The 21,869-nt window shown below is 69.6% G+C and carries 21 protein-coding genes and 2 pseudogenes; 15 read left to right on the forward strand and 8 right to left on the reverse strand.

The window, feature by feature from the left end:
• The first annotated feature begins 82 nt into the window (after window positions 1–82).
• Window positions 83–835 carry a CPBP family intramembrane glutamic endopeptidase gene (locus tag ACFYWY_RS09630; RefSeq protein WP_389182337.1) on the forward strand — a complete coding sequence of 251 codons (753 nt, stop codon included), beginning with the start codon at window positions 83–85 and terminating at the stop codon, window positions 833–835.
• A 72-nt stretch (window positions 836–907) separates the two neighbouring features.
• On the opposite strand, the gene ACFYWY_RS09635 is transcribed toward ACFYWY_RS09630, so the two are convergent.
• Window positions 908–1,735 (reverse strand): PhzF family phenazine biosynthesis protein, encoded by an 828-nt coding sequence (locus ACFYWY_RS09635; protein ID WP_389182340.1) that lies wholly within the window; start codon window positions 1,733–1,735, stop codon window positions 908–910.
• Between the two features lie 138 nt (window positions 1,736–1,873).
• On the opposite strand from ACFYWY_RS09635, the gene ACFYWY_RS09640 reads away from it, so the two are divergent.
• Window positions 1,874–2,482 (forward strand): PadR family transcriptional regulator, encoded by a 609-nt coding sequence (locus ACFYWY_RS09640; protein ID WP_389182343.1) that lies wholly within the window; start codon window positions 1,874–1,876, stop codon window positions 2,480–2,482.
• A gap of 87 nt (window positions 2,483–2,569) precedes the next feature.
• Here ACFYWY_RS09640 and ACFYWY_RS09645 read toward each other — a convergent pair whose 3' ends face one another.
• The gene (locus ACFYWY_RS09645; RefSeq protein WP_389182346.1) at window positions 2,570–2,998 is read right to left on the reverse strand and encodes an SRPBCC family protein; all 429 of its coding nucleotides are present in this window, start codon (window positions 2,996–2,998) and stop codon (window positions 2,570–2,572) included.
• 271 nt (window positions 2,999–3,269) lie between these two features.
• Here ACFYWY_RS09645 and ACFYWY_RS09650 point away from each other — a divergent pair, with 271 nt between their 5' ends.
• The 3 genes from ACFYWY_RS09650 to ACFYWY_RS09660 all read left to right on the forward strand — a co-directional run bounded on the left by ACFYWY_RS09650 (window position 3,270) and on the right by ACFYWY_RS09660 (window position 6,014).
• Window positions 3,270–3,794 carry a Clp protease N-terminal domain-containing protein gene (locus tag ACFYWY_RS09650; RefSeq protein ID WP_389182350.1) on the forward strand — a complete coding sequence of 175 codons (525 nt, stop codon included), beginning with the start codon at window positions 3,270–3,272 and terminating at the stop codon, window positions 3,792–3,794.
• 96 nt (window positions 3,795–3,890) lie between these two features.
• Window positions 3,891–4,892 carry a DMT family transporter gene (locus ACFYWY_RS09655; protein ID WP_389182353.1) on the forward strand — a complete coding sequence of 334 codons (1,002 nt, stop codon included), beginning with the start codon at window positions 3,891–3,893 and terminating at the stop codon, window positions 4,890–4,892.
• A 162-nt stretch (window positions 4,893–5,054) separates the two neighbouring features.
• Window positions 5,055–6,014, forward strand: coding sequence for a DMT family transporter (locus ACFYWY_RS09660; RefSeq protein ID WP_389182356.1), 960 nt, complete (start codon window positions 5,055–5,057; stop codon window positions 6,012–6,014).
• Window positions 6,015–6,074: 60 nt separating this feature from the next.
• On the opposite strand, the gene ACFYWY_RS09665 is transcribed toward ACFYWY_RS09660, so the two are convergent.
• Window positions 6,075–6,731 (reverse strand): pyridoxamine 5'-phosphate oxidase family protein, encoded by a 657-nt coding sequence (locus ACFYWY_RS09665; RefSeq protein WP_389182359.1) that lies wholly within the window; start codon window positions 6,729–6,731, stop codon window positions 6,075–6,077.
• A gap of 35 nt (window positions 6,732–6,766) precedes the next feature.
• Here ACFYWY_RS09665 and ACFYWY_RS09670 point away from each other — a divergent pair, with 35 nt between their 5' ends.
• Window positions 6,767–8,098 (forward strand): aminotransferase class I/II-fold pyridoxal phosphate-dependent enzyme, encoded by a 1,332-nt coding sequence (locus ACFYWY_RS09670; protein WP_389182362.1) that lies wholly within the window; start codon window positions 6,767–6,769, stop codon window positions 8,096–8,098.
• On the opposite strand, the gene ACFYWY_RS09675 is transcribed toward ACFYWY_RS09670, so the two are convergent.
• Window positions 8,089–9,060, reverse strand: a complete 972-nt coding sequence (locus ACFYWY_RS09675) for a DMT family transporter (protein WP_389182365.1) — start codon at window positions 9,058–9,060, stop codon at window positions 8,089–8,091. The genes ACFYWY_RS09670 and ACFYWY_RS09675 overlap by 10 nt on opposite strands.
• Window positions 9,061–9,134: 74 nt before the next feature.
• Between ACFYWY_RS09675 and ACFYWY_RS09680 the strand changes: the two genes are divergently transcribed.
• Window positions 9,135–10,049: a LysR substrate-binding domain-containing protein gene (locus ACFYWY_RS09680; protein WP_389182368.1), complete on the forward strand. Its 915-nt coding sequence runs from the start codon at window positions 9,135–9,137 to the stop codon at window positions 10,047–10,049.
• A 79-nt stretch (window positions 10,050–10,128) separates the two neighbouring features.
• Here ACFYWY_RS09680 and ACFYWY_RS09685 read toward each other — a convergent pair whose 3' ends face one another.
• Window positions 10,129–10,596 carry a pyridoxamine 5'-phosphate oxidase family protein gene (locus ACFYWY_RS09685; protein ID WP_389182371.1) on the reverse strand — a complete coding sequence of 156 codons (468 nt, stop codon included), beginning with the start codon at window positions 10,594–10,596 and terminating at the stop codon, window positions 10,129–10,131.
• A gap of 148 nt (window positions 10,597–10,744) precedes the next feature.
• On the opposite strand from ACFYWY_RS09685, the gene ACFYWY_RS09690 reads away from it, so the two are divergent.
• Complete coding sequence (locus ACFYWY_RS09690) at window positions 10,745–11,395, forward strand: cysteine hydrolase (RefSeq protein ID WP_389182374.1); 651 nt, start codon at window positions 10,745–10,747, stop codon at window positions 11,393–11,395.
• Here ACFYWY_RS09690 and ACFYWY_RS09695 read toward each other — a convergent pair.
• Together ACFYWY_RS09695 and ACFYWY_RS09700 are read right to left on the reverse strand one after the other, a co-directional pair.
• Complete coding sequence (locus ACFYWY_RS09695) at window positions 11,382–11,822, reverse strand: Rieske (2Fe-2S) protein (RefSeq protein ID WP_389182377.1); 441 nt, start codon at window positions 11,820–11,822, stop codon at window positions 11,382–11,384. The genes ACFYWY_RS09690 and ACFYWY_RS09695 overlap by 14 nt on opposite strands.
• Window positions 11,823–12,182: 360 nt before the next feature.
• Window positions 12,183–12,995: an IclR family transcriptional regulator gene (locus tag ACFYWY_RS09700; RefSeq protein ID WP_389182380.1), complete on the reverse strand. Its 813-nt coding sequence runs from the start codon at window positions 12,993–12,995 to the stop codon at window positions 12,183–12,185.
• A gap of 248 nt (window positions 12,996–13,243) precedes the next feature.
• On the opposite strand from ACFYWY_RS09700, the gene ACFYWY_RS09705 reads away from it, so the two are divergent.
• Complete coding sequence (locus ACFYWY_RS09705) at window positions 13,244–15,175, forward strand: RICIN domain-containing protein (RefSeq protein WP_389182383.1); 1,932 nt, start codon at window positions 13,244–13,246, stop codon at window positions 15,173–15,175.
• Window positions 15,176–15,233: 58 nt separating this feature from the next.
• Window positions 15,234–16,495 (forward strand): annotated as a pseudogene (locus ACFYWY_RS09710) (cation:proton antiporter).
• 505 nt (window positions 16,496–17,000) lie between these two features.
• Here the strand turns inward: ACFYWY_RS09710 and ACFYWY_RS09715 are convergent.
• A complete protein-coding gene (locus ACFYWY_RS09715) occupies window positions 17,001–17,417 on the reverse strand; it encodes a CBS domain-containing protein (RefSeq protein ID WP_389182386.1) in 417 nt (138 codons plus the stop codon).
• Window positions 17,418–17,949: 532 nt separating this feature from the next.
• Here ACFYWY_RS09715 and ACFYWY_RS09720 point away from each other — a divergent pair.
• The 5 genes and pseudogenes from ACFYWY_RS09720 to fabG all read left to right on the forward strand — a co-directional run bounded on the left by ACFYWY_RS09720 (window position 17,950) and on the right by fabG (window position 21,856).
• Window positions 17,950–18,152, forward strand: a pseudogene (locus ACFYWY_RS09720) (cold-shock protein).
• 221 nt (window positions 18,153–18,373) lie between these two features.
• Entirely contained in the window at window positions 18,374–19,492 is a 1,119-nt protein-coding gene (locus tag ACFYWY_RS09725) for an amidinotransferase (RefSeq protein WP_389182389.1), read from the forward strand.
• 251 nt (window positions 19,493–19,743) lie between these two features.
• Window positions 19,744–20,562, forward strand: a complete 819-nt coding sequence (locus ACFYWY_RS09730; RefSeq protein WP_389182392.1) for a HipA family kinase — start codon at window positions 19,744–19,746, stop codon at window positions 20,560–20,562.
• Entirely contained in the window at window positions 20,559–20,942 is a 384-nt protein-coding gene (locus tag ACFYWY_RS09735) for a DUF3037 domain-containing protein (protein ID WP_389182395.1), read from the forward strand. Before ACFYWY_RS09730 ends, ACFYWY_RS09735 begins: the two co-directional genes overlap by 4 nt.
• A gap of 152 nt (window positions 20,943–21,094) precedes the next feature.
• Window positions 21,095–21,856 (forward strand): 3-oxoacyl-ACP reductase FabG, encoded by a 762-nt coding sequence (gene fabG, locus ACFYWY_RS09740; protein ID WP_389182398.1) that lies wholly within the window; start codon window positions 21,095–21,097, stop codon window positions 21,854–21,856.
• Window positions 21,857–21,869: the final 13 nt, after the last annotated feature.

Genomic DNA, 21,869 nt, shown 5'->3' on the forward strand with positions numbered 1-21,869 from the left:
GGGATGCGGCGGGACTACTCAACTGGAGGCAGGTGTGCAGGCGGAGGCGGGACGCGTGGCTGGTTCTCTTCCTCAAGAGGGCATGTCGCGAAGGATCTTGCGGTCCGAGACGCTGCTCGTACTCGCGGTCTCGCTGGGTGCGAGCGGAGTGTCGGCGCTGATCAGCTTTGTCGGATCGGTGACAAAGCCGGGTGGCCTCAAGGAGCAGGCGGCGACGCTGAACGGGTCGTACGCCCCTGGGCGGCCATGGCTCGATCTCGCCTGGCAGCTCTTCGACATCGCGACGGGCCTGGTGCCTGTCCTGCTCGTCGCGCATCTGCTGCTGCGGGAGGGCGTGGGGCTGCGGTCGATCGGTTTCGACCGGAGCAGACCATGGGCCGACCTCGGGCGCGGCGCCCTCGTCGCGGCGGGCATCGGCAGCGCCGGGCTCGCGTTCTACCTGGTGGCCCGGGCCTCCGGGTTCAACCTCACCGTGGTGCCGGAGGCGCTGCCCGAGGTGTGGTGGAAGTACCCCGTGCTGATCCTTTCTGCGATCCAGAACTCCGTACTGGAGGAAGTGATCGTCGTCGGGTATCTGCTGCGCAGACTTGGGCAGTTGGGCTGGACGCCGATGGCGGCGCTGGTGGCCAGCTCGGTGCTGCGCGGTTCGTACCACCTCTACCAGGGCATCGGCGGCTTCGTCGGCAACATGGTGATGGGCGTGGTCTTCGTGCTGCTCTACCGGCGGTGGGGGCGGGTCGGGCCGCTGGTGGCCGCGCACGCGCTGCTCGACATCACGGCCTTCGTCGGGTACGCGCTGCTGGCCGGGAAGGTGGGATGGCTGCCCACGCCGTGACCGGGGTGGGACGAGGGGCGTACGGCGGCTGCCGTACGCCCCTTGGCGTTGCGGTTGCCGGTCGGGGCGCGGTCAGCTGCTCGGCGTGGTCAGCAGCTCGCCATCGATGACGGTGACTGCGTCACCGGTGAGCAGGGTGCGCTCGCCGCGCAGCGAGGTGCGGACCAGGCCTGAGCGGGCGGAGACCTGCAGGCCGGTCAGTTCCGTGCGGCCGAGACGGGCGGACCAGAACGGAGCGAGCTCCGTGTGCGCGCTGCCGGTCACCGGGTCCTCGTCGATGCCGACCCGGGGGAAGAAGCCGCGCGACACGAAGTCGTAGGAGCCGGCCGGGTCTTCGGCGGCTGCTGTCGCGATGATGCCGCGCTCGGAGTGGGCCACCAGGGCGCGGCAGTCCGGAGTCAGCGCCCGTACGGCCCTCTCGTCGGCCAGTTCGACGACCAGATCGCCGATGTGCGGGCCCGTGTCGTGCGCCGAGACGACCTTGGCGCCGAGCGCCTCTGCGAGGCCGTCCGGGATCTCGACGGGGGTGAGCGGGGAGGTCGGGAAGTCGAGGGTGATCGTGCCGTCCTCGTGAGCGGTGGCGGAGAGGATGCCGCAGCGTGCGGCGAAGCGCACCGTGCCGCTCGCGGTGCCGGTGGTGTGCAGCACATGAGCGGTGGCCAGCGTGGCATGGCCGCACATGTCGACCTCTGTGGCCGGGGTGAACCAGCGCAGCGCCCAGTCGGCTTCGCCGCCGGGGGGCAGGGGGTGGGCGAAGGCGGTCTCAGAGAGGTTCACCTCGGTCGCCACCTGCTGGAGCCATGAGTCGTCAGGGAACCGGTCGGAGTCCAGGAGCAGGACTCCGGCGGGGTTACCGGTGAAGGGGCGGTCGGTGAAGGCGTCGACGATTCGAATCCGCATGAGCTGACCGTAGGGGCGGCGCAAAGCCGCAGGCCAAGGCCAATTCGGGGTTGCTGGACCGTTTGACCGTTGCCAGGCGACACATTCCGATATATCGTTGACGCATCGCGACAGATCAACGATGGAAGGAGCGTAGCGATGCGTTCACATGGACAAGGACACGAACACGGTCAGGGACATGGGCACTGCGGTCCCGGCCATCAGGGTCGGGGCGACTTCGAGGGACGCCGTGGGGCGTTCGGCCCGTTCGGGCCGCCGTTCGGCGGGCCCTTCGGTGGCGGACGCGGTCGTGGCGGCGGTCGGGGAAGGGCGCGGCGCGGTGATGTGCGCGCCTCGATCCTGGCGCTGCTCAAGGACCGGCCGATGCACGGTTACGAGATGATCCAGGAGATCGGCGAGCGCAGCGGCGGGGCCTGGCGGCCCAGCCCGGGCTCGGTCTACCCGACGCTCCAGCTGCTCGAGGACGAAGGTCTCATCACCAATGAGAGCGAGGGCGGCAAGAAGCTGTTCACGCTCACCGACTCGGGGCGCGCCGAGGCCGAATCGGGGCCGGAGGCTCCGTGGGAAGAGGCCGGGCGTGGAGTCGACTGGGAGACGGTCAACGAGATCCGGCAGGCCGGGTTCGGCCTGATGGAGGCGTTCGGCCAGGTCTGGAAGACCGGCAGCACCGAGCAGCGGCAGAAGGCAGTCGCCGTGATCAACGAAGCCCGTAAGAAGCTCTATCTGATCCTCGCCGACGAACACTGAGTACGCAGGAGAGGTATGAGAGGGGCCCCGTGCACTCGCGCGGGGCCCTTCCTCGTATACGGGTGCGGGGGTGCGGGGGTGCGGATCTCAGGTGACCAGTCCGCCCAGCTTGCGCAGCGACTCGTTGAGAGCGGCGGTCGCGGAGTCCTTCAGCTTTCCCGCCATCAGGGACACGGCGGCGCCGGTGAACTCCCCGTCGATGCGCACCTTCGTGCCGTCCCCGTCCGGGGTGAGCGTGTAGCGGTTGCCGACGCTGACGCCCATCGGGCCCTTGCCCTTGATGCCCAGCACCCGGCCGGCCTCGAACTCGTACACGGTCCAGGCCACTTCGGCCGGGAACCCCATGAGCTTCATGTTCTCCTCATAGGTGGCTCCCCGCTCCAGGCTTGCCGGACCGCCCTTGGGAAAGCTGGTGTGGGTGGCGTTCCACTGGCCGTAACTGGAGAAGTCCGTCAGCCGGGCCCAGACCTTCTCGGCCGGTGCCTCGATACGGGCCTCGGCACTGACTTCGGCCATACGACCACCCCTTCGTGTCGGGTTACGGTGTCGCGGAACGTAGCTGTACCTGCCGGAACATTCAATACTGATGAACAGTCAGATCACCTTGCTCAGTCGGACATGGTGCGTACGGGGCGAATGGCAAGGCGGCGCGCGCCCCTCGGGGAGAACTGTCGTGATCTCATCCGCAAGGAGGAGAAACCGGTCGGGTGCACCCAACCTCCGTGGGACGTGCAAATGGGCCCCGACGGCGACGCCCGGGCCCCCGGGAGCTGATGAGGTAGGAGATGTGCAAAGCCCTCTCCCGCGGGTGCCACAGCAGCCCGCCGCCACCCGTACGGAGATCGACGCCAGACTCACCGTGGAGCTGGCCTCGGTGGTCGCGGGTGCGCGCAGGAGGGCGCTGCGCGACGGCGACCGGCAGATCGATACGGCCCATCTGCTGCACTCCCTGATCGAGTCGGACCCGGAAGTCCGTGCCGCTCTCGGCGCCGGACCGCAGGTCGCGCGGGTGCTCGGGTATCTCGTGCAGCGCAGCATCGGGTACGGGCTGCGCTGGCAGGGCTCGGTGGAGGACTCGGGCACCGTTCCCGTCGTACGAGGGACGGGCGTGGAGGTGTCGGGATGGTCGCCTTCGGCGGCGGCCGCGATGGAGGGCGCGGTGGAGCGGGCGCATGTGCGCGGCGACGCACGAGCCGGGGGCATCGATCTGCTCGGCCGCCTCGCCGCCGACCAGGAGTGCCGGGCCGTGGAAGTGCTGGAGCGGGCCGGGGTGGACTTGGAGCTCCTGGGCGGGCGGCTCGCCGCCGGATAGTGGCCGGATAGCGGCCGGGCAACTCCTGGGCGACCCGCACATCTCGACATGTGTCACGGGGGTGACGGTCATGACCGGCGCTGACATGATGTGCCGATGCGCGCGTCTCAGGAAAGGAGCGCCGGCCTGGGACTCGCCCTGGGCTCGGCGTTCGCATTCGGTGGATCAGGTGTCGCGGCCAAGCCGCTGATCGAAGCGGGTCTCGACCCGCTGCATGTGGTGTGGCTGCGAGTGGCCGGCTCCGCCCTCATCATGCTGCCGGTGGCCTGGCGCCACCGGGACCTGGTGCTGCGCAAGCCCGCACTGCTCGTCGGCTTCGGGCTGCTCGCCGTCGCCGGCGTACAGGCCTGCTACTTCGCGGCGATCTCCCGGATCCCGGTCGGCGTCGCACTGCTCATCGAATATCTCGCCCCCGCGCTCGTCCTCGGCTGGGTCCGCTTCGTGCAGCGCCGGCCCGTCACCCGGGCCGCGGCGGTCGGCGTGGTTCTCGCGGTCGCCGGACTCGCATGCGTCGTCGAGGTGTGGGCGGGGGTCGGGTTCGACGCGATCGGGCTGCTGCTCGCGCTGGCCGCGGCATGCTGCCAGGTCGGCTACTTCGTCCTGTCCGACCAGGGCGGCGACGGAGACGACGCGGCGGATCCGCTGGGTGTGATCGCGTACGGACTGCTCATCGGCGCGGCGGTGCTGACGCTGGTGGCGCGGCCGTGGGGGATGGACTTCTCGCTGCTCGGCGGGAGCGCGGACATGGACGGTACGCAGGTGCCGGCGGCGCTGCTGCTGGGCTGGATCGTGCTGATCGCCACAGTGCTGGCGTATGTCACCGGGGTCATCTCGGTGCGCAGGCTCTCGCCGCAGGTGGCGGGTGTGGTGGCGTGCCTGGAGGCGGTCATCGCGACGGTGCTTGCGTGGGTGCTGCTGGGTGAGCATCTGTCGGCGCCGCAGATCCTCGGCGGAGCGGTGGTGCTCGTGGGGGCGTTCATCGCGCAGTCTCAGGCGCCGAAGGCCGCGTCGGGGCCGGTGGCGGGGGGTGTGCCCGCCCAGAGCGGCGCCGTCGCCGCTGCCGAGGGGGAGTTGTCCGCGCCGCACGCCGCACCGTAGGGTGACGATCATGCACTTGACCGTACTTCCGCCGCCCGCCGTCTAGCGCGGGCAGCAACTCTCTGACGAAGACCGGGCTCGGGGTGTCCCCGAGCGGTTCGTCGCTGCCCGTGTGACGCAGCCGAGCGACCACCCATCCCGTTCTTCACACGGAGAAGTCACGTGTCGAATGTTTCCTGCGCTCCTGCTGTCGGCGTGCCCATCGGGCGGAGCCTCCTCTATCTGATCTTTGCCGGAGTCGCGTGGGGGACCGCGGGCGCTGCTGCCTCGCTGGTCTTCCGGGTGAGCGATCTCGGTCCTCTTGCGCTGTCGTTCTGGCGCTGCGCGGGGGGTCTGGTGCTGCTGCTGGGCGCGCTCACGCTGCGGACGCGGCGAACTGCTGTGGCCAGGGGAGCTGTCGCGGGGCCCGTCGAGCCGCGGCGGCGCCGACTGCTGCGCATTCTCGCTACGGGCATCGGGCTCACCGTCTTCCAGAGCGCCTACTTCGCGGCCGTCCAGGCGACGGGTCTCGCGGTGGGCACGGTCGTCACGCTGGGCGCGGGGCCTGTCCTCATCGCCGTGGGCGCGCGGCTGACGATGGGGGAGCGGCTCGGGCGGGGCGGCGTCATCGCCGTCACCGGGGCACTTGCCGGTCTGTTCGTCCTGGTCCTCGGCGGCGAGGGCGGGACGGTACGGCCTGTGGGGGTCGCGCTCGCGCTGCTCTCGGCGGCCGGGTACGCGGCGATCACGCTGCTCACGCGGTGGCTCGGGCGCGACGGGAGCGGTGACTCGCTGGCCACGACGGCGTGGGCGTTCGCGATCGGGGCGGTGGGGCTGCTGCCGATGGCGCTGGGCGAAGGGCTGCTGCCGCACACCGCGGAACTGGGGCGGGTGGTCTGGCTGCTGACGTACGTCGCGGCAGTGCCGACGGCGCTTGCGTACGCGCTCTACTTCGCGGGGGCGGCGGTGGTGCGGTCGGCGACGGTCTCGGTGATCATGCTGCTGGAGCCGGTGAGCGCGGCGGTGATCGCGGTGACGGCGCTGGATGAGCGGCTCACGGCGGCGACGGTGGTGGGGACGGCGCTGCTGCTGGTGGCGGTGGCGGGGTTGGCGATGGCGGAGACCCGGGTGGGGAAGGGGTAGGCGGGGGCGGCCCGCCGCCACCTCACGCCCGCCGCGGGCGGGGGCGGCTTGGCCGCCACCTCACGCTCCGGTCAAATATCCCGGTACCCCGATCGAGTCGTCCAGATCCGCCGCCGGGATCGGTGTGCCCTGATGGGTGGTCAGTGGAACCACGCCCGTCCAGTACGGGAGTTCCGTGTCCTCCGGGTCGTCGTTCGGGCCGCCCGTGCGGAGCTTGGCCGAGACCTCCGTCAAGGTCAGGCGCAGCACCGCCGTCGCCGCCAGTTCCTTCGGGTTGGCCGGGCGGGAGTCGAGTGAGCGGCCCGGGACGACATTGTCGACCAGGGCGTCGAGGGCCATGCGCTTTTCCGTCGGGTCCATGACCTGGTGGGCGGTGCCGTGCACCACGACCGAGCGGTAGTTGATCGAGTGGTGGAACGCCGAGCGGGCAAGGACCAGGCCGTCGACGTGGGTGACCGTCAGGCACACGTCGAGGCCGGGGTCCGGCTCGCCGGCCATGCGCAAGGGGCGTGAGCCCGTCGAGCCGTGGATGTACAAGTGATCGTCTAGGCGGGCGAAGAGCGTCGGCAGGACGACCGGCGCGCCGTCGCGGACGAAGCCGAGATGGCAGACGTATGCCTCGTCGAGTATGGAGTGGACCAGCTCGCGGTCGTACGCGGCGCGGTCCCGGGAGCGGGTGGGGACGGTGCGTTCGGTCGGCTCGTAGACGTCCGGCATTGCCAACTCCATTGTACTAGTGCATAATCTCGTTTGTGCTAGGAGAGTATCGGATCGTCGGGCGTCGTGCATCGGAGATTGCCGCCAGCGTCGAGCGCGCGGTCGGCGCGGGTGACCTGGAGCCGGGTCAACTGCTGCCGCCCATGCGGGAGCTGGCGACCGAGCTGGGCGTCAACCCGAACACCGTCGCGTCCGCGTACCGGACGCTGCGCGACCGCGGAGTCATCGAGACCGCGGGGCGCAAGGGCAGTCGGGTGCGCCCGCGGCCGGCCAGCACGGCCCGCGGGTCGATCCGGGTCGACGCGCCCCCTGGCGTACGGGACCTGGGCGAGGGGAACCCGGACCCCGCCCTGCTGCCGCCGCTGGGCGAGGCGCTAGCCGCCGCGGCCCGGCGTAACGCGGAGGAACCCGGTCTGTACGGACAGGCACCCGTCGACGCGGAGTTCGCTCGGCTCGCCCGCGCCGCGATGGACGCCGACGGCGTGCCCGCAGGGCCGGTCGCCGTCACCTCCGGATCGCTGGACGCCATCGAGCGCGTCCTCTCCGCGCACCTCAAGCCTGGGGACGCGGTCGCCGTCGAGGACCCCGGCTGGGGCAGCACACTGGATCTGGTGCCGGCGCTGGGGCTGAAACCCGTGCCCGTGGCGCTCGACGACGACGGGCCGGTGCCGGACGAGGTGGCCAGGGCGATCGCCGCCGGGGCCAGGGCGCTCATCGTCACCGACCGGGCGCAGAACCCGACCGGCGCCGCGGTGAGCAAGGCACGCGCGCGTGAACTCCGCGCCGTACTGGCCACGTTCCCGCACACCCTGCTCATCGAGGACGACCACGGACACGCGATTGTCGACCTTCCACTGCATCCGCTCGCCGGGGTCACGGACAGCTGGGCGTTCGTACGCTCGACCGCCAAGGCGTACGGGCCCGATCTGCGGGTCGCCGTGCTGACCGGCGACACCGTCACCATCGACCGTGTGATGGGCCGGCAGCGGCTCGGACCCGGCTGGGTCAGTCGGCTGCTGCAGCGTGCGGTGGTCGACCTGTGGACCTCGGGCGCGGTGGACCCGCTTGCAGTCGCGCACGCGTACGGGGAACGGCGCGACGCGCTCCTGCGGGCGCTGGCGGAGCGTGGCATCGAGGCCCATGGGCGTAGCGGGATGAACGTCTGGGTGCCGGTCTCCGACGAGACCGGTGCCGTGGCGCGACTGCTGCACGCCGGCTGGGCGGTCGCGCCGGGAGCGCGTTTCCGGATGTCCGCGCCACCCGGCGTGCGGCTCACCGTGTCGAGCCTCACGACGGACGACATCGAGCCGGTCGCGGACGCGGTCGCGGCTGCCGCCGGCCCGGCCCCCGCGCGCAGCTACGGCTGAGTGAGTGTCGTGGCGGCCGGTGCCTTCGGCCGGCTCTGGGTCAGCGCAGCGCCCGCCAGGACGATCAGCGCGCCCACCGGGGTGTTCCAGCCCAGCTGCTCGTCGAGCACCGCGACGCCCGCGGCCGTCGCGATGACCGGGATGAAGTACGTGACCATCTGCGCCGTCGTCGGGCCGACCTCGGCGACCAGACCGTACTGGAGGAGCAGCGCGAAGCCCGTCCCCAGGGCGCCGAGCGCGACCACCGCGAGCAGCGGAACGAGCGGGAAGGAGGTCGGCAGGGTCGTGAACAGCGGTGTGACCACCGCGAGTTGGACGGTCGCGAGCAGCAGCTGCGCGCCGGTCAGTGAGAGATTGGAGTGGCTGCTGCCGGCCAGTGTGCGGCGTACGTAGATCCAGCCGATCGGATAGCTCAGCGAGGCGAGCAGCGCCATCGCCGTGCCGCCGAAGTCGAGCCCGGAGAATCCCTGCCACGCACCGAGCACGGTCAGCACGCCCAGGAAGCCGATGCCGAGCCCGGCGACCCGGCGCCGGGTCGGCCGGTCCTCGGAGAGCGCCACCAGTGACAGGACCATGCCCCACAGCGGCGAGGTGGCGTTGCAGATGCCGGCGAGCGTCGACGGGATCGTCAGCTCGGAGTAGGCGAAGAGCGAGAACGGCAACGCATTCAGCACGAACGCGGCGACGGTGAGGTGCATCCACGTCCGGATCCCGCGTGGCAGCCGCTCCCGCCGCACCGCCATCGCGACGGCCAGCACCGCCGTACCGAAGAACAGCCTGCCGAAGGTGACTTGAAAGGGCGCGTACCCGCCGGTGCCGACCTTGATGAGGAGGAAGCTGAAGCCCCAGACCGTAGAGAGCACCGCGAAGCGGATGCGCCAGTCGAGGCCGCTGCGGCGTACGGGGTCGGCGGGCGCCGGGGTGGAGGTCGATGAGGTCCGGGAGGGGACGTCGGTGCTCATGCCGTCCACCTTGGCCGCTCCCATCTCGTAGGACAAGCGAGAATTATTTGCTGCGTTCGCTTAGCATTACTTACATGTTGAATCTGGAGCGCCTGCGGACCCTGGACGCGCTGGCCCGCCATGGCTCGGTGAGCGGAGCGGCCGACGGGCTGCATGTGACGACCTCGGCCGTCTCTCAGCAGATGGCGAAGCTGGAGCGGGAGGTGGGCCAGCAGCTGCTGGCCAAGAACGGGCGTGGCGTGCGCCTCACCGACGCCGGTCAGCTGCTCGCGGACCACGCCGCGCGCATCCTGTCCCAGGTCGAGCTCGCGCAGGCCGACATCGAGGCGCAGCGGGGGCAGGTGGTGGGCGAGGTCAGGATCGGAGCGTTCCCGACGGCCGCGCGCGGGCTCTTCCCCGCGACCCTGAGGTCGCTGCGCTCGCGCCACCCCGAACTGCGAGTGCGCTCGCGCGAGTTGGAGCCCGAGCAGGGGATCCGGGAGGTGGTCGGGGGCGACCTCGACCTCGCGGTCGTGCTCGACTGGAGCAACAAGCGGCTACCCGTGCCGGGCGGGCTCGCGCAGGTACACCTGCTCGACGACGTCCCTGATGTCGCCATGCACGCGGATCATCCGCTGGCGGACCGGGCGGAGGTGGATCTCGAGGAGATCGCCGAGGACGACTGGGTGTCCTGGCCGGAAGGCGAATTCTGTTATGAGTGGCTGATGTTCACGCTGCGCTCCAAGGGCTTCGAGCCGCGGATCGCGCACATGGCGGAGGAGCACCATACGCAGCTGGCGCTGATCGAGGCGGGGCTGGGAGTGTGCGTCACGCCCAGGCTGGGACGCGGCTGGGTGCCTGAGGGGGTGCGGCTCGTGCCTGTACGGCAGAGGATGCGCAGGCACATCTATGCGGTGTGGCGGACGGACGCGGATCGTCGCCCGTCGATCAGGGCGGCGGTCGAGGCCTTGCGCGAGGCCGCGGGCGCGGTGGAGCGGTCGGAGCACTGACGGCTCCGGGTCCTGTCGGCTCCGGGCCCTGTCGGCTCGGAGTCCTGTCGGCTCGGAGTCCTGTCGGCTCGGAGGGTGCTCAGAGGCCTGACAGCTTCCTGAAGTCCCAGGACGCGATCGAGTCGGGGGTCAGCCGCAGCCACGCATGCCTGCCGTCGTGCGGCATCTCGTCCACCCCGAAGTTCTTCCGCGCGAACAGCCTCTCCGGCACGTCCAGTTCGGGGCATGACTCGCCGGTGCGCGGCGCTTCGCCCACGAAGACCGCGGCGCCGGACAGCTCCGCGCCGCGCAGCTCCCCGTACTCCTCGCCGTCGTCGACCACGACCGCGAGCCGCGGATCGTGCCGCAGCTGTGCCCAGCGGCGGCTGCGCATAATGGAGTACAGCCACAGTGAGGTCCCGTCCCAGGCGAACCACAGGGCGCTGACATGCGGGCGGCCGTCGGCGGACACGGTGGCCACCCGGCAGGTGCGCTGCTCGGCCAGGAACTCGTCCAGTTCGCCGGGCGTCATCATGATGCGACGGCCCCTGCGCTGTGTGACGGCCATGGCGGCCCCCTCCTCGTAGCTGACCACATAGCTGACTGTGTGTCAGAAATCATGAGGGCTCTTCCTTCGTCGCGCAATGGCGGTTACTGTCGCGCGCCCGGTCCGAAGAGTCAGTCAGAAGAGTCGAAGAGTCGAAGATGGAGGAGTCGTGCCGTCCTTCGAACAGCTCGCGGAGCAGCTCGACCCGGTCACCACGGCGCTGCTCACCGTCGAGTGCCAGCAAGGTGTGGTCGGCGAGGACAGCGCCCTGCCCGAACTCGCCGCGCAGGCACGGTCGTCCGGCGCGCTGTACAGGGTCGCCCGGCTGGTCGCGGGCGCTCACGAAGCCGGCGTGCAGGTCCTGCACGCGGTGGCCGAGCGGCGCCCGGACGGGCGCGGCGCCAACCACAACGCGCGGCTGTTCCGGGCGGCCGCCCGGCTCCCCGTCCAGCAGCACTCCGGCACGACGGCCGTCCGTATCGCGCCGCCGATAGAGGTCGCGGACGGAGATCTCGTCGTACGGCGGCTGCACGGCCTGTCGCCCATCGCCGGCACCGACGTCGACGCGCTGCTGCGCAACCTCGGCTGCCGCACCCTCGTCGTCACCGGCGTCTCGGCGAACGTCGCCATCCCCAACGCCGTCTTCGACGCGGTCAACCTCGGCTATACGGCGGTGGTTCCCCAGGACGCCATCGCGGGGGTGCCCGCCGACTACACCCCCGCAATGATCCGCAACACGCTCGCTCTGGTCGCCACGATCACCACGACCGACGATGTGCTTTCCTGCTGGAAGCGGCCGCGTCGTGTTAGGCGAGCTTGATCGAGTCTCCGTCCACGGTGATGGAGGCGGGTGGCAGCGGCGCGGTGGCGGGCCCCTTCTTGACGCTGCCGTCCGCGGCGTTGAACAGGCTGCCGTGACACGGGCAGTTGATGACGCCGTCGGCGACGTCCTTCACCGCGCAGCCCTGGTGGGTGCACTTCGACGAGAACGCCTTGAACTCCCCGGCCTTCGGCTGTGTGACCACCACATCGCCGATGACCTTGCCGCCGCCCTCGGGGATGTCGGCGGTCTTGGCGATCACTTTGCCCGTGTCACCCGCTCCGCCTGCCGGTGTGTCGGCCACCTTCTGCCCGCCGTCGTCCGAGCCGCCGCACGCGGTCAGCGCGACGGTGAGGCCAGCCCCGCCCACCGCAGCGACGACGGTACGGCGAGTCACGGTCCGCGACGGGCCCTGCGATCCGGTCATGCTGGCTCCCTCTTCACGGTCGGCCCTGCGTCGGCCGGTTCTCGATGTTGTACGCGCGGGCAGGCCGGGATGTTCACATCGTCAACGATTTCAACGATTTCTTCATGCAGCAGGAGAGCCAGGGCTCGCCGCCGCTCTTTCGTCACCCCGTGCTGCGCATTTCGTCGCTTGCCCAGCTTTCGGGGCGTTGCTCTTCGTTGCATGCGGTGTTCGGCGTATCGAGCTCGAGGTATCTCAGAGGCAGCCATAGGAGCTACACGCGGCCGTTGACCGGGCTCTCACACGGAAGGCCGCTGCGATGGCACCAGCCACAGCCTGGCGGAGGTGACCGACCGGACAGTGCCTGGGGCAGGGGGCTGCCTATGGTGCGGTGGCCATGGCGCGGGTGATGGCGCGTGCCACAGCGACCACGGCGGGGATGTGTGCGGTCGGCTCGCTCTGTTCAGACGGGGTGATGACCGAGGTGGCGGCGATGACGTTCTGGTGCCGGTCGAGGACGGGCGCGGCGACGCCGGTCATGAGGGTGTCCCATTGGGGGCGGGAGTAGACCGCGTACCGGTCGCGGCGGATGGCCGCGAGCCGGGACCGCAGTGCGTCGGGCGTGCCGATTGGGTTGTCCTCGTCGGCCGGGCGTTCGGCGGCGAGGAAGTCCTCTTGCTCCTGGGTGGGGGCGAAGGCCAGCAGGACGAGTCCGGGAGTGGTGGCGTGCAGCGGCATCCGGCCGCCGACCCGGTACATCACGCGCTGGGCGTCGGGTGCGGAGATCCGCTCGACCAGGACGCATTCCAGGCGCTCGCGCACGACCAGCTGTACGTGCTGGCGCGTGGCGTGCCAGAGGTCGTGCAGGTAGGGCAGGGCGACGACGCGCAGGCCATGGCCGCGTGGTGCCGCCGAGGCGATCTCAAGGACCCGTAAGCCGATGGTGTAGTGACCGCGGGCGGTGCGTTCCAGCGCGCCATGCTCGGTGAGTTTGCGGGCGATGCGTAGCGCGGTGGCCTTGGGGAGGTGCGCCCGCGCGGCCAGCGCTGTCAGGGACAGCACCGGTGTGTCCGGCCCGAAACAGGCGAGCACACGAAAGGCCCGGTCCAGGAGGGGTTCGCCGTGGGCCGGGCGGTGTCCTCGGACGCGGGAGGGTTCCTCGTGCGTGCCGTTGCCGTCGTGCGAGCCGGTCACGCCAAACCCCCTGCGGATCGCGCCGGACGGGTCCACTCAATGAAACCAGGGGTAGCCCGCCGTCACCGCACCCGCAAGCATCGGCCCGGTCGGTCCTCCCCTTGCCGGCTTGTCGCATGGCAGTTGGCCGGGCACCCCCGAGGCCGTGGCCGCGATGCACCCGGCCCACCAACCGTGCGCCGTCGTCGCGGCACAGGCGAGGAAACCTCCTCGCCTGACGTGCTCTCGCAGAAGGAAAGGGCAGATTCATGCACTCTCAACGTCCCGGCGGGCGTGACGCCGCCGGTTTCTTACGTCCGGGCAGGTCCCGGCGCCTGCGCGCACTGGTCTCGGTGCTCGCCACCTTCCTGATGGTGTGCGGGGTCATCACCGCCACCTCCGGCACGGCGCAGGCGGCGCCCCCGGACACCCACCGGCCGGCCACCTGGAACATGAACCAGAGCCGCGACCACTGGGCCGCCGCCTACGACATATCCCGGACCCATGACGTGGTCGCCCTTCAGGAGACGCCGTCCACGCCCCCCGAGGGCGCCCGCCGCCTGGGCCGGAGCAACGGCATCACCCAGTACGCCTGGCAGCCCAGCGACCGGGAACCGGTGCGCTACCTGTTCATCCTGGAGCACCACACCCGCAACCTGGGCATGATCACCGCCTGGGCCCCGGACCGGGTCCTCAACATCCCCGGCCGGTACCGGCCCATGCTGGGCGTGGTCAACCAGCGAGACGACATCCTGTTCGCCTCGCTGCACGCCGCGGCGGGACGGATCGACCCGCCCAACTGGCCCGGTGGCGGCTCCGACTCGGGCTCCATCCTCCGCCGCGTCCGGGACGCCGCCGCCGAGGAGAACATGAACCACTGGGCCGCCATCGGCGACTTCAACCGCTCGCCGAGCACCCTGCGCACGCTGGAGCCCCCGGCCGAATCCGTGGTCTACAACCCTGGCCAGCCCACTCACCGGCTCGGCGGCGAGTACGACTGGATGGTCGCCAACTTCACCACCGAGCAGTGGCAGGCCACCGTCGAGACCGGCCGGGGCAGTGACCACTGGCCGGTCTACTTCGGCAGCCTCCGGGCCGGCAGCCTCCCGGCCGAATTCGAGATCCACTCCGAGACCTCGCACCTGCTGCTGACCAACCACGCCAGCGGCACCGCCAACGGCACCGGCATCGAGCAGAACGTCGCCCTCGATGACGGAACCCGCCGCTGGGCCCTGGAGCCGGCCGACGGTGAGTCCCAGGACGGCAAACCGCTCTACAAGCTGGTCCACACGAAGACCGGCAAGTGTCTGGACGTACGCGGCGGGCACGACTCCGAACCCGGCACCCCGCTGCACCTGTGGGACTGCCACGGCCCCAACGGCTGGCCCGAGCCCGGCGGCCCGCGCCGGGACACCCAGAACGTAGTCCTGGAACACCCGGACCCGATGTTCCCGAACATGACGGTGCTCCGGCTGAACGGCACCCGCGAGTACGTGGCCATCCCGCACAACGATCCGCGCCCGGGCGCGCCGGTGGCGCAGGATCGGCGCCGCTGGGGACCGAACGGCGGCTTCGCCGACAACGAGACGTTCTACTTCCACCCGTGCTCGACGACGGCACGGCACCCGACCCCGCCTGAACACTCCACCCACCGGTGCCTGCCCGGCCGCCCCACCGGGCAGGCACCGAGCCCGTCGTCCTCGATGACGGCCACCAGTGACTACCAGTGCGGTGACCATGTACTTCTCGAGAACCGAGACGATCTCGGGCGCAGTCCGGCCCTGAGCCGACGGGCGCACGCACTCCAGGCGCATCCGCTCGATGGGTACGAGATCACGAGCCCTCAACCGACGCCGCAGCCCAGCCGCTTGGGTCGGCGACAGCACCACACACAGCGGCTCGATCACCATGGCAGCCCCTCCCGCCAGCTCGCCAACCCAAGCCGCACCAGCGGGTTCTTGCCTTCAGCCATCCGAGATTCCGCGAACCCGCGCGATTCTGTAGATGCCCGAGCCCAAGGTGTCGTGCATTCCACTGGGCCAGCGGGAGTTGGGGCATCTACTTGTGGTGCCTCTCCACGCATATGTAAACAATCCCGCGCAGCGGTTGCACCAGCTCCACCTCTGCTGACCAAGGGACGACCCGTAGGGGCCGCCGCCTGCACGAACGTGCAGAGGCCTCCGTGGGGGATCGTCGCGTAAATGGCTGTGAGCCGAACTGACCGAAGGTAGAGGGCATTGTTCTGCGAGGATCTTGCAGATGAAGTTCTCTGACGCCGTGTATGCCGCCTTGGGAGGAGGTGCTCTGGCCGCGGCCGTGCTGCCACGGCTGGTGTTCCGCCGTCCTTTCTCGATGCCGATGGTGTTCTTGGCCGCCAGCGCGGCTGTGGCGCTCTTGCCGCTGCCGCTGCCCGTGGTGGATCCGGTACAAGACCGTCTGTGGGTGGAGCACGCGACGGAGGTCTGCCTGATCGTTTCTCTCATGGGTGCGGGTCTGGCCCTCAACCGTCCCTTCGGCTTGGGCCGGTGGGCGGGGCCATGGCGTTTGCTGGGCCTGGCGATGCCGCTCACGATCGCCACGACCGGTCTGCTTGCCGTCGTTCTGCTGGACTGGCCGCCGGCTGCCGCGCTGCTGGTTGCTGCCGTGCTCGCTCCCACCGATCCGGTCCTCGCCTCGGAGGTACGAGTCGGGGAACCCGCTGATTCCGAGCGCGACGACGACGAGGTGCGCTTCACCCTGACCGCAGAGGCGGGACTCAACGACGGCCTGGCGTTCCCCTTTGTCCTGGCCGCCGTCGCCATGGCCGCTGCATCCGGCGGCGGCTGGTCCGCCGACTGGATCCGTGGGTCCTGGGCGATCTGCTGGCCAAGACCGCGATCGGCATCGTCGCCGGCCTGGTGATCGGGCGTCTTCTGGGATGGATGTTCTTTCGCGCCAAGCCTTCCGCCGTCCGGCTCTCCGAACACCTGGAAGGATTCGTGGCCCTGGGAGCAACATTTGTCTCCTACGGCATCGCCGAAATCGCGCACGGGTACGGCTTCCTGGCGGTGTTCGTCACGGCCTGCTCCGTACGGGCTGCCGAACGCAGCCACGGCTACCACAAAGTGCTGCACGAGTTCACCGAGCAGATCGAGCGACTGCTGACCGCGTTCCTCCTGTTCCTGCTGGGCGGCTACCTCGCCGAGAGGGGCTTCGACGCCCTTACCTGGCCCACCGCCCTCCTTGGTCTTCTCTTGGTCCTGGCCGTTCGTCCGGTCACCGCATGGGTGTCACAGATTGGCCTGTCGACCGGACCGCGGGAGAAGATCGTCACCTCTGCGTTCGGCGTCCGCGGTATCGGGGGGTCGCTGTTCTATCTGGCCTACGCCCTGGGGCACAACGACTTCAACGGCCTCGCCGATCAGATGTGGTCGCTGATCGCCTTCACAGTCCTCGTGTCGGTCGTCGTGCACGGGATCACGGCGACCCCTGTCATCACCCGCCTGGACCGGCTGCGCCGTACGTCCAGGAAGCCACCGTGAAGCGGTGGATTCCTTCGCGCGCCAACGGCCCGGATAGCGCTCCGCTGCTGGTGACGGAGAGAGTCAACGTCTGGCGTCGAGGTCAAGCTGGCTGGTGCACAGTTGGGCGCCGCATCGGCACTGAAGATGGCTTTCGCACGTCCTCCACACTCACGGAGGACCTGGACGATCCGTCGGGTCCGTTGTTCCTTTCCGAGCGTGCTGCGGCGATCTCCGCTCACACCTGACGTCATGAAGCCCCGAGTCCAGGGCCCCACCCCAGGCGTGCGACGGGCACGAGGCCCTGTCCTGGATGTACTCCGAGGAGCTGAACAAGTACGCCTGCGAGTTCCCGGTGACTCAGATCCACCCCCTGGGCCACACATCGCGTGCACACATGTGTGGCACGGCCGGCATGCCATCTGACCTGGTGCCGCGCGATGTGCCGTCCGTGCCACACGCCAGATCTTCCGGATTCTCGTATCTGTCATGCACCGAACGCCCGCCCCTCGCACACACGGGCCGATCAGTCGGTGGACAACGCCTGGAGGAGATCACCGACCTTCGGGTCCGGCAGGGCACGGGCGACGTCGGCCTGGGCGACCATGCCGACCAGAATGTGCCCGTCGATGACGGGCAGACGCCGGACCTTGTGCTCACTCATGGTGCGCAGGATCTCCTCGGCGTCATCGTCGGCGCCGATGGTGACCGCCTCGCCCTGTGCGAGGTCACCGGCCTTCACTTCGGCCGGATCCTTGCCCACCCCGAGAACCTTCACCACAATGTCGCGGTCGGTGAGCATGCCCTTGAGCCTCTCGTCCGTGCCGCAGATCGGCAGCGCACCGACCCCCATCTCGGTCATCTTCTTCGCGGCTTCGAGCACCGTCTCCTGGGCGCCGATGCACTCGGCGCCCGCCGTCATGATCTCTCGCGCGGTCGTCATCCGCCAGCACTCCTCTCCTCACCTACGGGTGCGGGCTACACCGCTGACGCGGAGAAGCCCTGGGCACCCCACGGGTGCCCCGTACCAGCGCCCGCTAACGGCATCGGCCAGTCGTCCACCCGGCGGCGCTGGAAGTGGCACTCAGCCGGCCGCGTTCCAGCCGAACCAGAACAGCAACTGCTGGGCAAGTTCCTGTTCGCCGCGGCCCGCGGGCCGGAGGAGCAGAGCGAGCAGGAGAGCGGCATGGCGGCAGAGGCATCGACCCCATGTACAAGCGGGCGGACAGGGACCGAAGGGTCCGCTGTAGGTGTACGGACAATGCTGTAGGTGTACGGACAATGAGGCAGGCGCGCCCGCCTTGGGCCGTGGAAGCCGCGTCGACTTGCCCATTGGCATCGGGCCACCCGGGCGACTAGGGCAGTGCGCTTACCGGTGGAAGCGGCTCTGGATGGCAGAGTTCAGGAGCCGCAGCCGCAATTGTGCTGCGGGGCGCGCCAAGGTCGCGCTCCGGCATGAACAAGGATCTGGACCGATGGCAACAGGCACCGTGAAGTGGTTCAACGCCGACAAGGGATTTGGGTTCATTCAGCAGGACGACGGCGGCCCGGACATGTTCGTCCGTTTCTCCGCGATTCAGAGCACCGGTTCAAGTAGCTGCAGGAGGGTGACAAGGTCGAGTACCAAGTCACTCAAGGGCCCAAGGGTCCGCAGGCGGAGCAGGTCCATCGCCCGTAGCGGCGGGGCACCGAGCCAGGCTGGCTTCGCAGCGCACACGGCGAGGTCCTGCTCGTTTACGCTGACCAGCCCCGGCCACGCCACTTTCGGCAACATCGGAGATGGCCAGTACCGATTCCTGCAAATCGAAAGCGATTGAGCATGGCGGTAATGCAGAGGCCCCGCATTCTGACGGCGGCGGCAGACCACGATACCCAGACGTGGGCTGTGGACTACGCGTGATGTCGGCACCATCGGCCACGGCTGACAACGCTGCGGAACCCGTGTCGCCGGTCAATTCACACAACGAGTGGGACCCGCTGGAGGAGGTCATCGTTGGGCGTCTCGATGGCGCGACGGTCCCCTCCAACCATCCGGTCGTGACCTGCAACATCCCGCCATGGGCGGCGGGGTTGCAGGGGCTGGCCGCCGGCTTCAGGTATCCGCGCATGCTGATCGAACCGGCGCAGCATGAGCTCGATCAGTTCATCACTCTCCTGCAGTCCCTCGGTATCACGGTCAGACGCCCGGACGCGGTCAACCACAGGCAACGCTTCGGCACCCCCGACTGGTCGTCCCGCGGTTTTTGCAACACCAATCCGCGTGACAGCATGCTCGTGATCGGCGACGAAATCATCGAGACCCCGATGGCATGGCCGTGCCGGTATTTCGAGACCCACCCCTATCGCGCGATCCTCAAAGACTACTTCCGGCGCGGCGCGCGCTGGACGGCCGCACCGAAGCCGCAGCTCACCGACGCACTGTTCGAGGCGGATTTCCGTATCCCCGAGGCCGGCGAGCCCATGCGCTACGTCCTGACCGAGTTCGAGCCGGTGTTCGATGCGGCGGATTTCGTGCGCGCGGGACGCGACCTCTTCGTTACGCGGAGCAACGTCACCAACCAGATGGGCATTGATTGGCTGCGCCGCCATCTTGGACCTGGCTATCGCATCCACGAGATCGAGAGCCGCTGCCGTACGCCGATGCACATCGACACAACGTTCGTCCTGCTCGCGCCCGGCAAGGCACTGGTCAATCCTGTATACATCGACGTCGACCGCCTGCCTGACGTTCTGAGCTCGTGGGACATCCTGATCGCTCCCGAGCCCAACCCGATCGACGAGCGCTTGCTCAAGATCACCTCGATGTGCGGCAAGTGGCTCAGCATGAACGTTCTGATGATCGATGAGAAACGGGTGATCGCGGAGCGGCACCACACCGACATACTGCGCGCGCTCGAAAGGTGGGGGTTCGAGCCGATCCCGTGCGACCTGCTGCACTGCGCCCCGTTCGGCGGCTCATTCCACTGCGTGACGCTCGATATCCGGCGTCGTGGCGTGCTCGAATCCTATTTCCATTGATCGGCCCTCCGATCGTAGGCACCAAGGTCCAGACACCGCTACCGCTCCGACAGCCCGCCGGAGTGCCGTCGTGAACGGCGAGACGGAGGTTGGGGACGCGGCTGGCGGGTGGTTTGCCGCTCGGCCGGACTGTCCGCCGTGACGACTCTTCGGCGCAGCGACCGCCTGAGAGGGCGCCGCGAGTCCCCAGGTTGTGCGACGCCCGCCCGAACCGTGGATTTGCAGGGGGTCCGGCCGTATAGCCTGGGGAAATGCTTACAGAGGTCACCGCGACCCGCTACGTCACGCCCTTGCGTGAAGGCGGCTCGCTCCCCGGCATCGTCGAGGCCGACGATCTCGGTACGTACGTCATGAAGTTCACCGGCGCGGGACAGGGCCGCAAGACCCTGGTCGCTGAAGTCATCTGCGGGCAGCTGGGACGGCGGCTCGGCCTGCGCGTGCCGGAGCTGGTCGGCATCCAGCTCGACCCGGTGATCGGTCTCGCCGAGCCCGACCAGGAGGTGCAGGAGCTGCTGAAGGCGAGCGGCGGGCTGAACCTCGGGATGGACTTCCTGCCCGGTTCCCTCGGCTTCGACCCGCTCGCCTACGAGGTGGACGCGGCCGAGGCCGGCCGAGTCGTCTGGTTCGACGCTCTGATCAACAACGTCGACCGCTCCTGGCGCAATCCCAACATGCTGGTGTGGCACGGCGACCTGTGGCTGATCGACCACGGCGCGACCATGATCTGGCACCACAACTGGCCGGGCGCCGCCGCCTCCGCAGTCAAGCCGTACGACGCCTCCGACCATGTCCTCGCCCCCTTCAAGCCGGACATCGATGGAGCGGCGGCCGATCTCGCGCCGTTGGTCACCGAGGAACTGCTGACCGAGGTGGCCGCCGACGTCCCGGACGAGTGGCTGGTCGACGAGCCGGGCTTCGCGACCACCGACGCGCTGCGCCGCGCCTATGTCGAGGCGCTGCTGCCGCGCGCGGCGACGATGCACACCCGTATCACCCTGGGCGAGCCAGCCAAGGGGCACCGGCCGTCCCGGGCCCCCGGCTGGCTGACCGGGAAGGGCGGCGCGAAGTGAGCGGGCGCGATGTCTTCGAGTACGCGCTGCTGCGTGTGGTGCCGCGGGTCGAGCGCGGCGAGTGCTTCAACGCCGGTGTGGTGGTCTACTGCCGTGCCAAGTCCTTCGTCGCCGCGCGTACGCATCTGGACGAGGCGAAACTCAGAGCGCTGGACCCGGACGCCGATGTGACGGGTGTACGCGCCGCGCTGCACGCCGTCGAGGGCGTCTGCCTCGGTGGTGAGGACGCGGGCCAGGCGGCGCGCGACGACCCGGGCCGCCGCTTCCGCTGGCTGATCGCGCCGCGCTCGACCGTCGTACAGCCGGGCCCGGTGCACACCGGGCTGACCGCCGATCCGGAGGCAGAGGTGGAGCGGCTGCTGGCGCTGCTGGTCCGATAGGGGCTCTCAGTGACCCGCGGCACCCGATGGGCCGTTGACACCGGGTGCCAGGGCTTCTAGCGTCTCGTCTGCTGAAGGTACTAAGCGGTCGCTCATCCGGGGGACGTGGGACGTTTCCGGGTGAGCCGCATCCAAGGGCGAGGAGAACCAGCATGTCCACCACCGAGCAGCGCGTCGCCGTAGTGACCGGGGCGGCGCGCGGCATTGGCGCCGCAACCGCGGTACGGCTGGCGGCCGAGGGCCGCGCCGTAGCCGTACTCGACCTGGACGAGGCGGCCTGCAAGGACACCGTCGAGAAGATCACTGCGGCCGGCGGCAAGGCCCTCGCCGTAGGCTGCGACGTGTCCGACAGCGCCCAGGTGGAGGCAGCCGTCGCGCGTGTCGCCGCCGAACTCGGCGCGCCGACCATCCTCGTCAACAACGCGGGCGTGCTCCGCGACAACCTGCTCTTCAAGATGACCGAGTCCGACTGGGACACCGTGGTGAACGTGCACCTCAAGGGCGCGTTCCTGATGGCCAAGGCCTGCCAGAAGCACATGGTGGACGCCGGATTCGGACGTATCGTCTCGCTCTCCTCCAGCTCCGCGCTGGGCAACCGCGGCCAGGCCAACTACTCCGCCGTCAAGGCCGGTCTGCAGGGCTTCACCAAGACCCTCGCCAAGGAGCTCGGCAAGTTCGGCATCACGGCCAACGCCGTCGCCCCCGGCTTCATCGTCACCGAGATGACGGCCCAGACGGCCGCCCGCGTAGGCATGGGCTTCGAGGAGTTCCAGACCGCGGCAGCCACCCAGATCCCGGTCCAGCGCGTCGGCAGGCCCGACGACATTGCCAACGCGATCGCCTTCTTCACGGGCGAGGACGCCGGCTTTGTCTCCGGCCAGGTCCTGTACGTCGCCGGCGGACCGCTCAACTGAACCGGGAGACCAG

It is taken from the genome of Streptomyces sp. NPDC002870, from assembly GCF_042888505.1.
Lineage (GTDB): Bacteria > Actinomycetota > Actinomycetes > Streptomycetales > Streptomycetaceae > Streptomyces.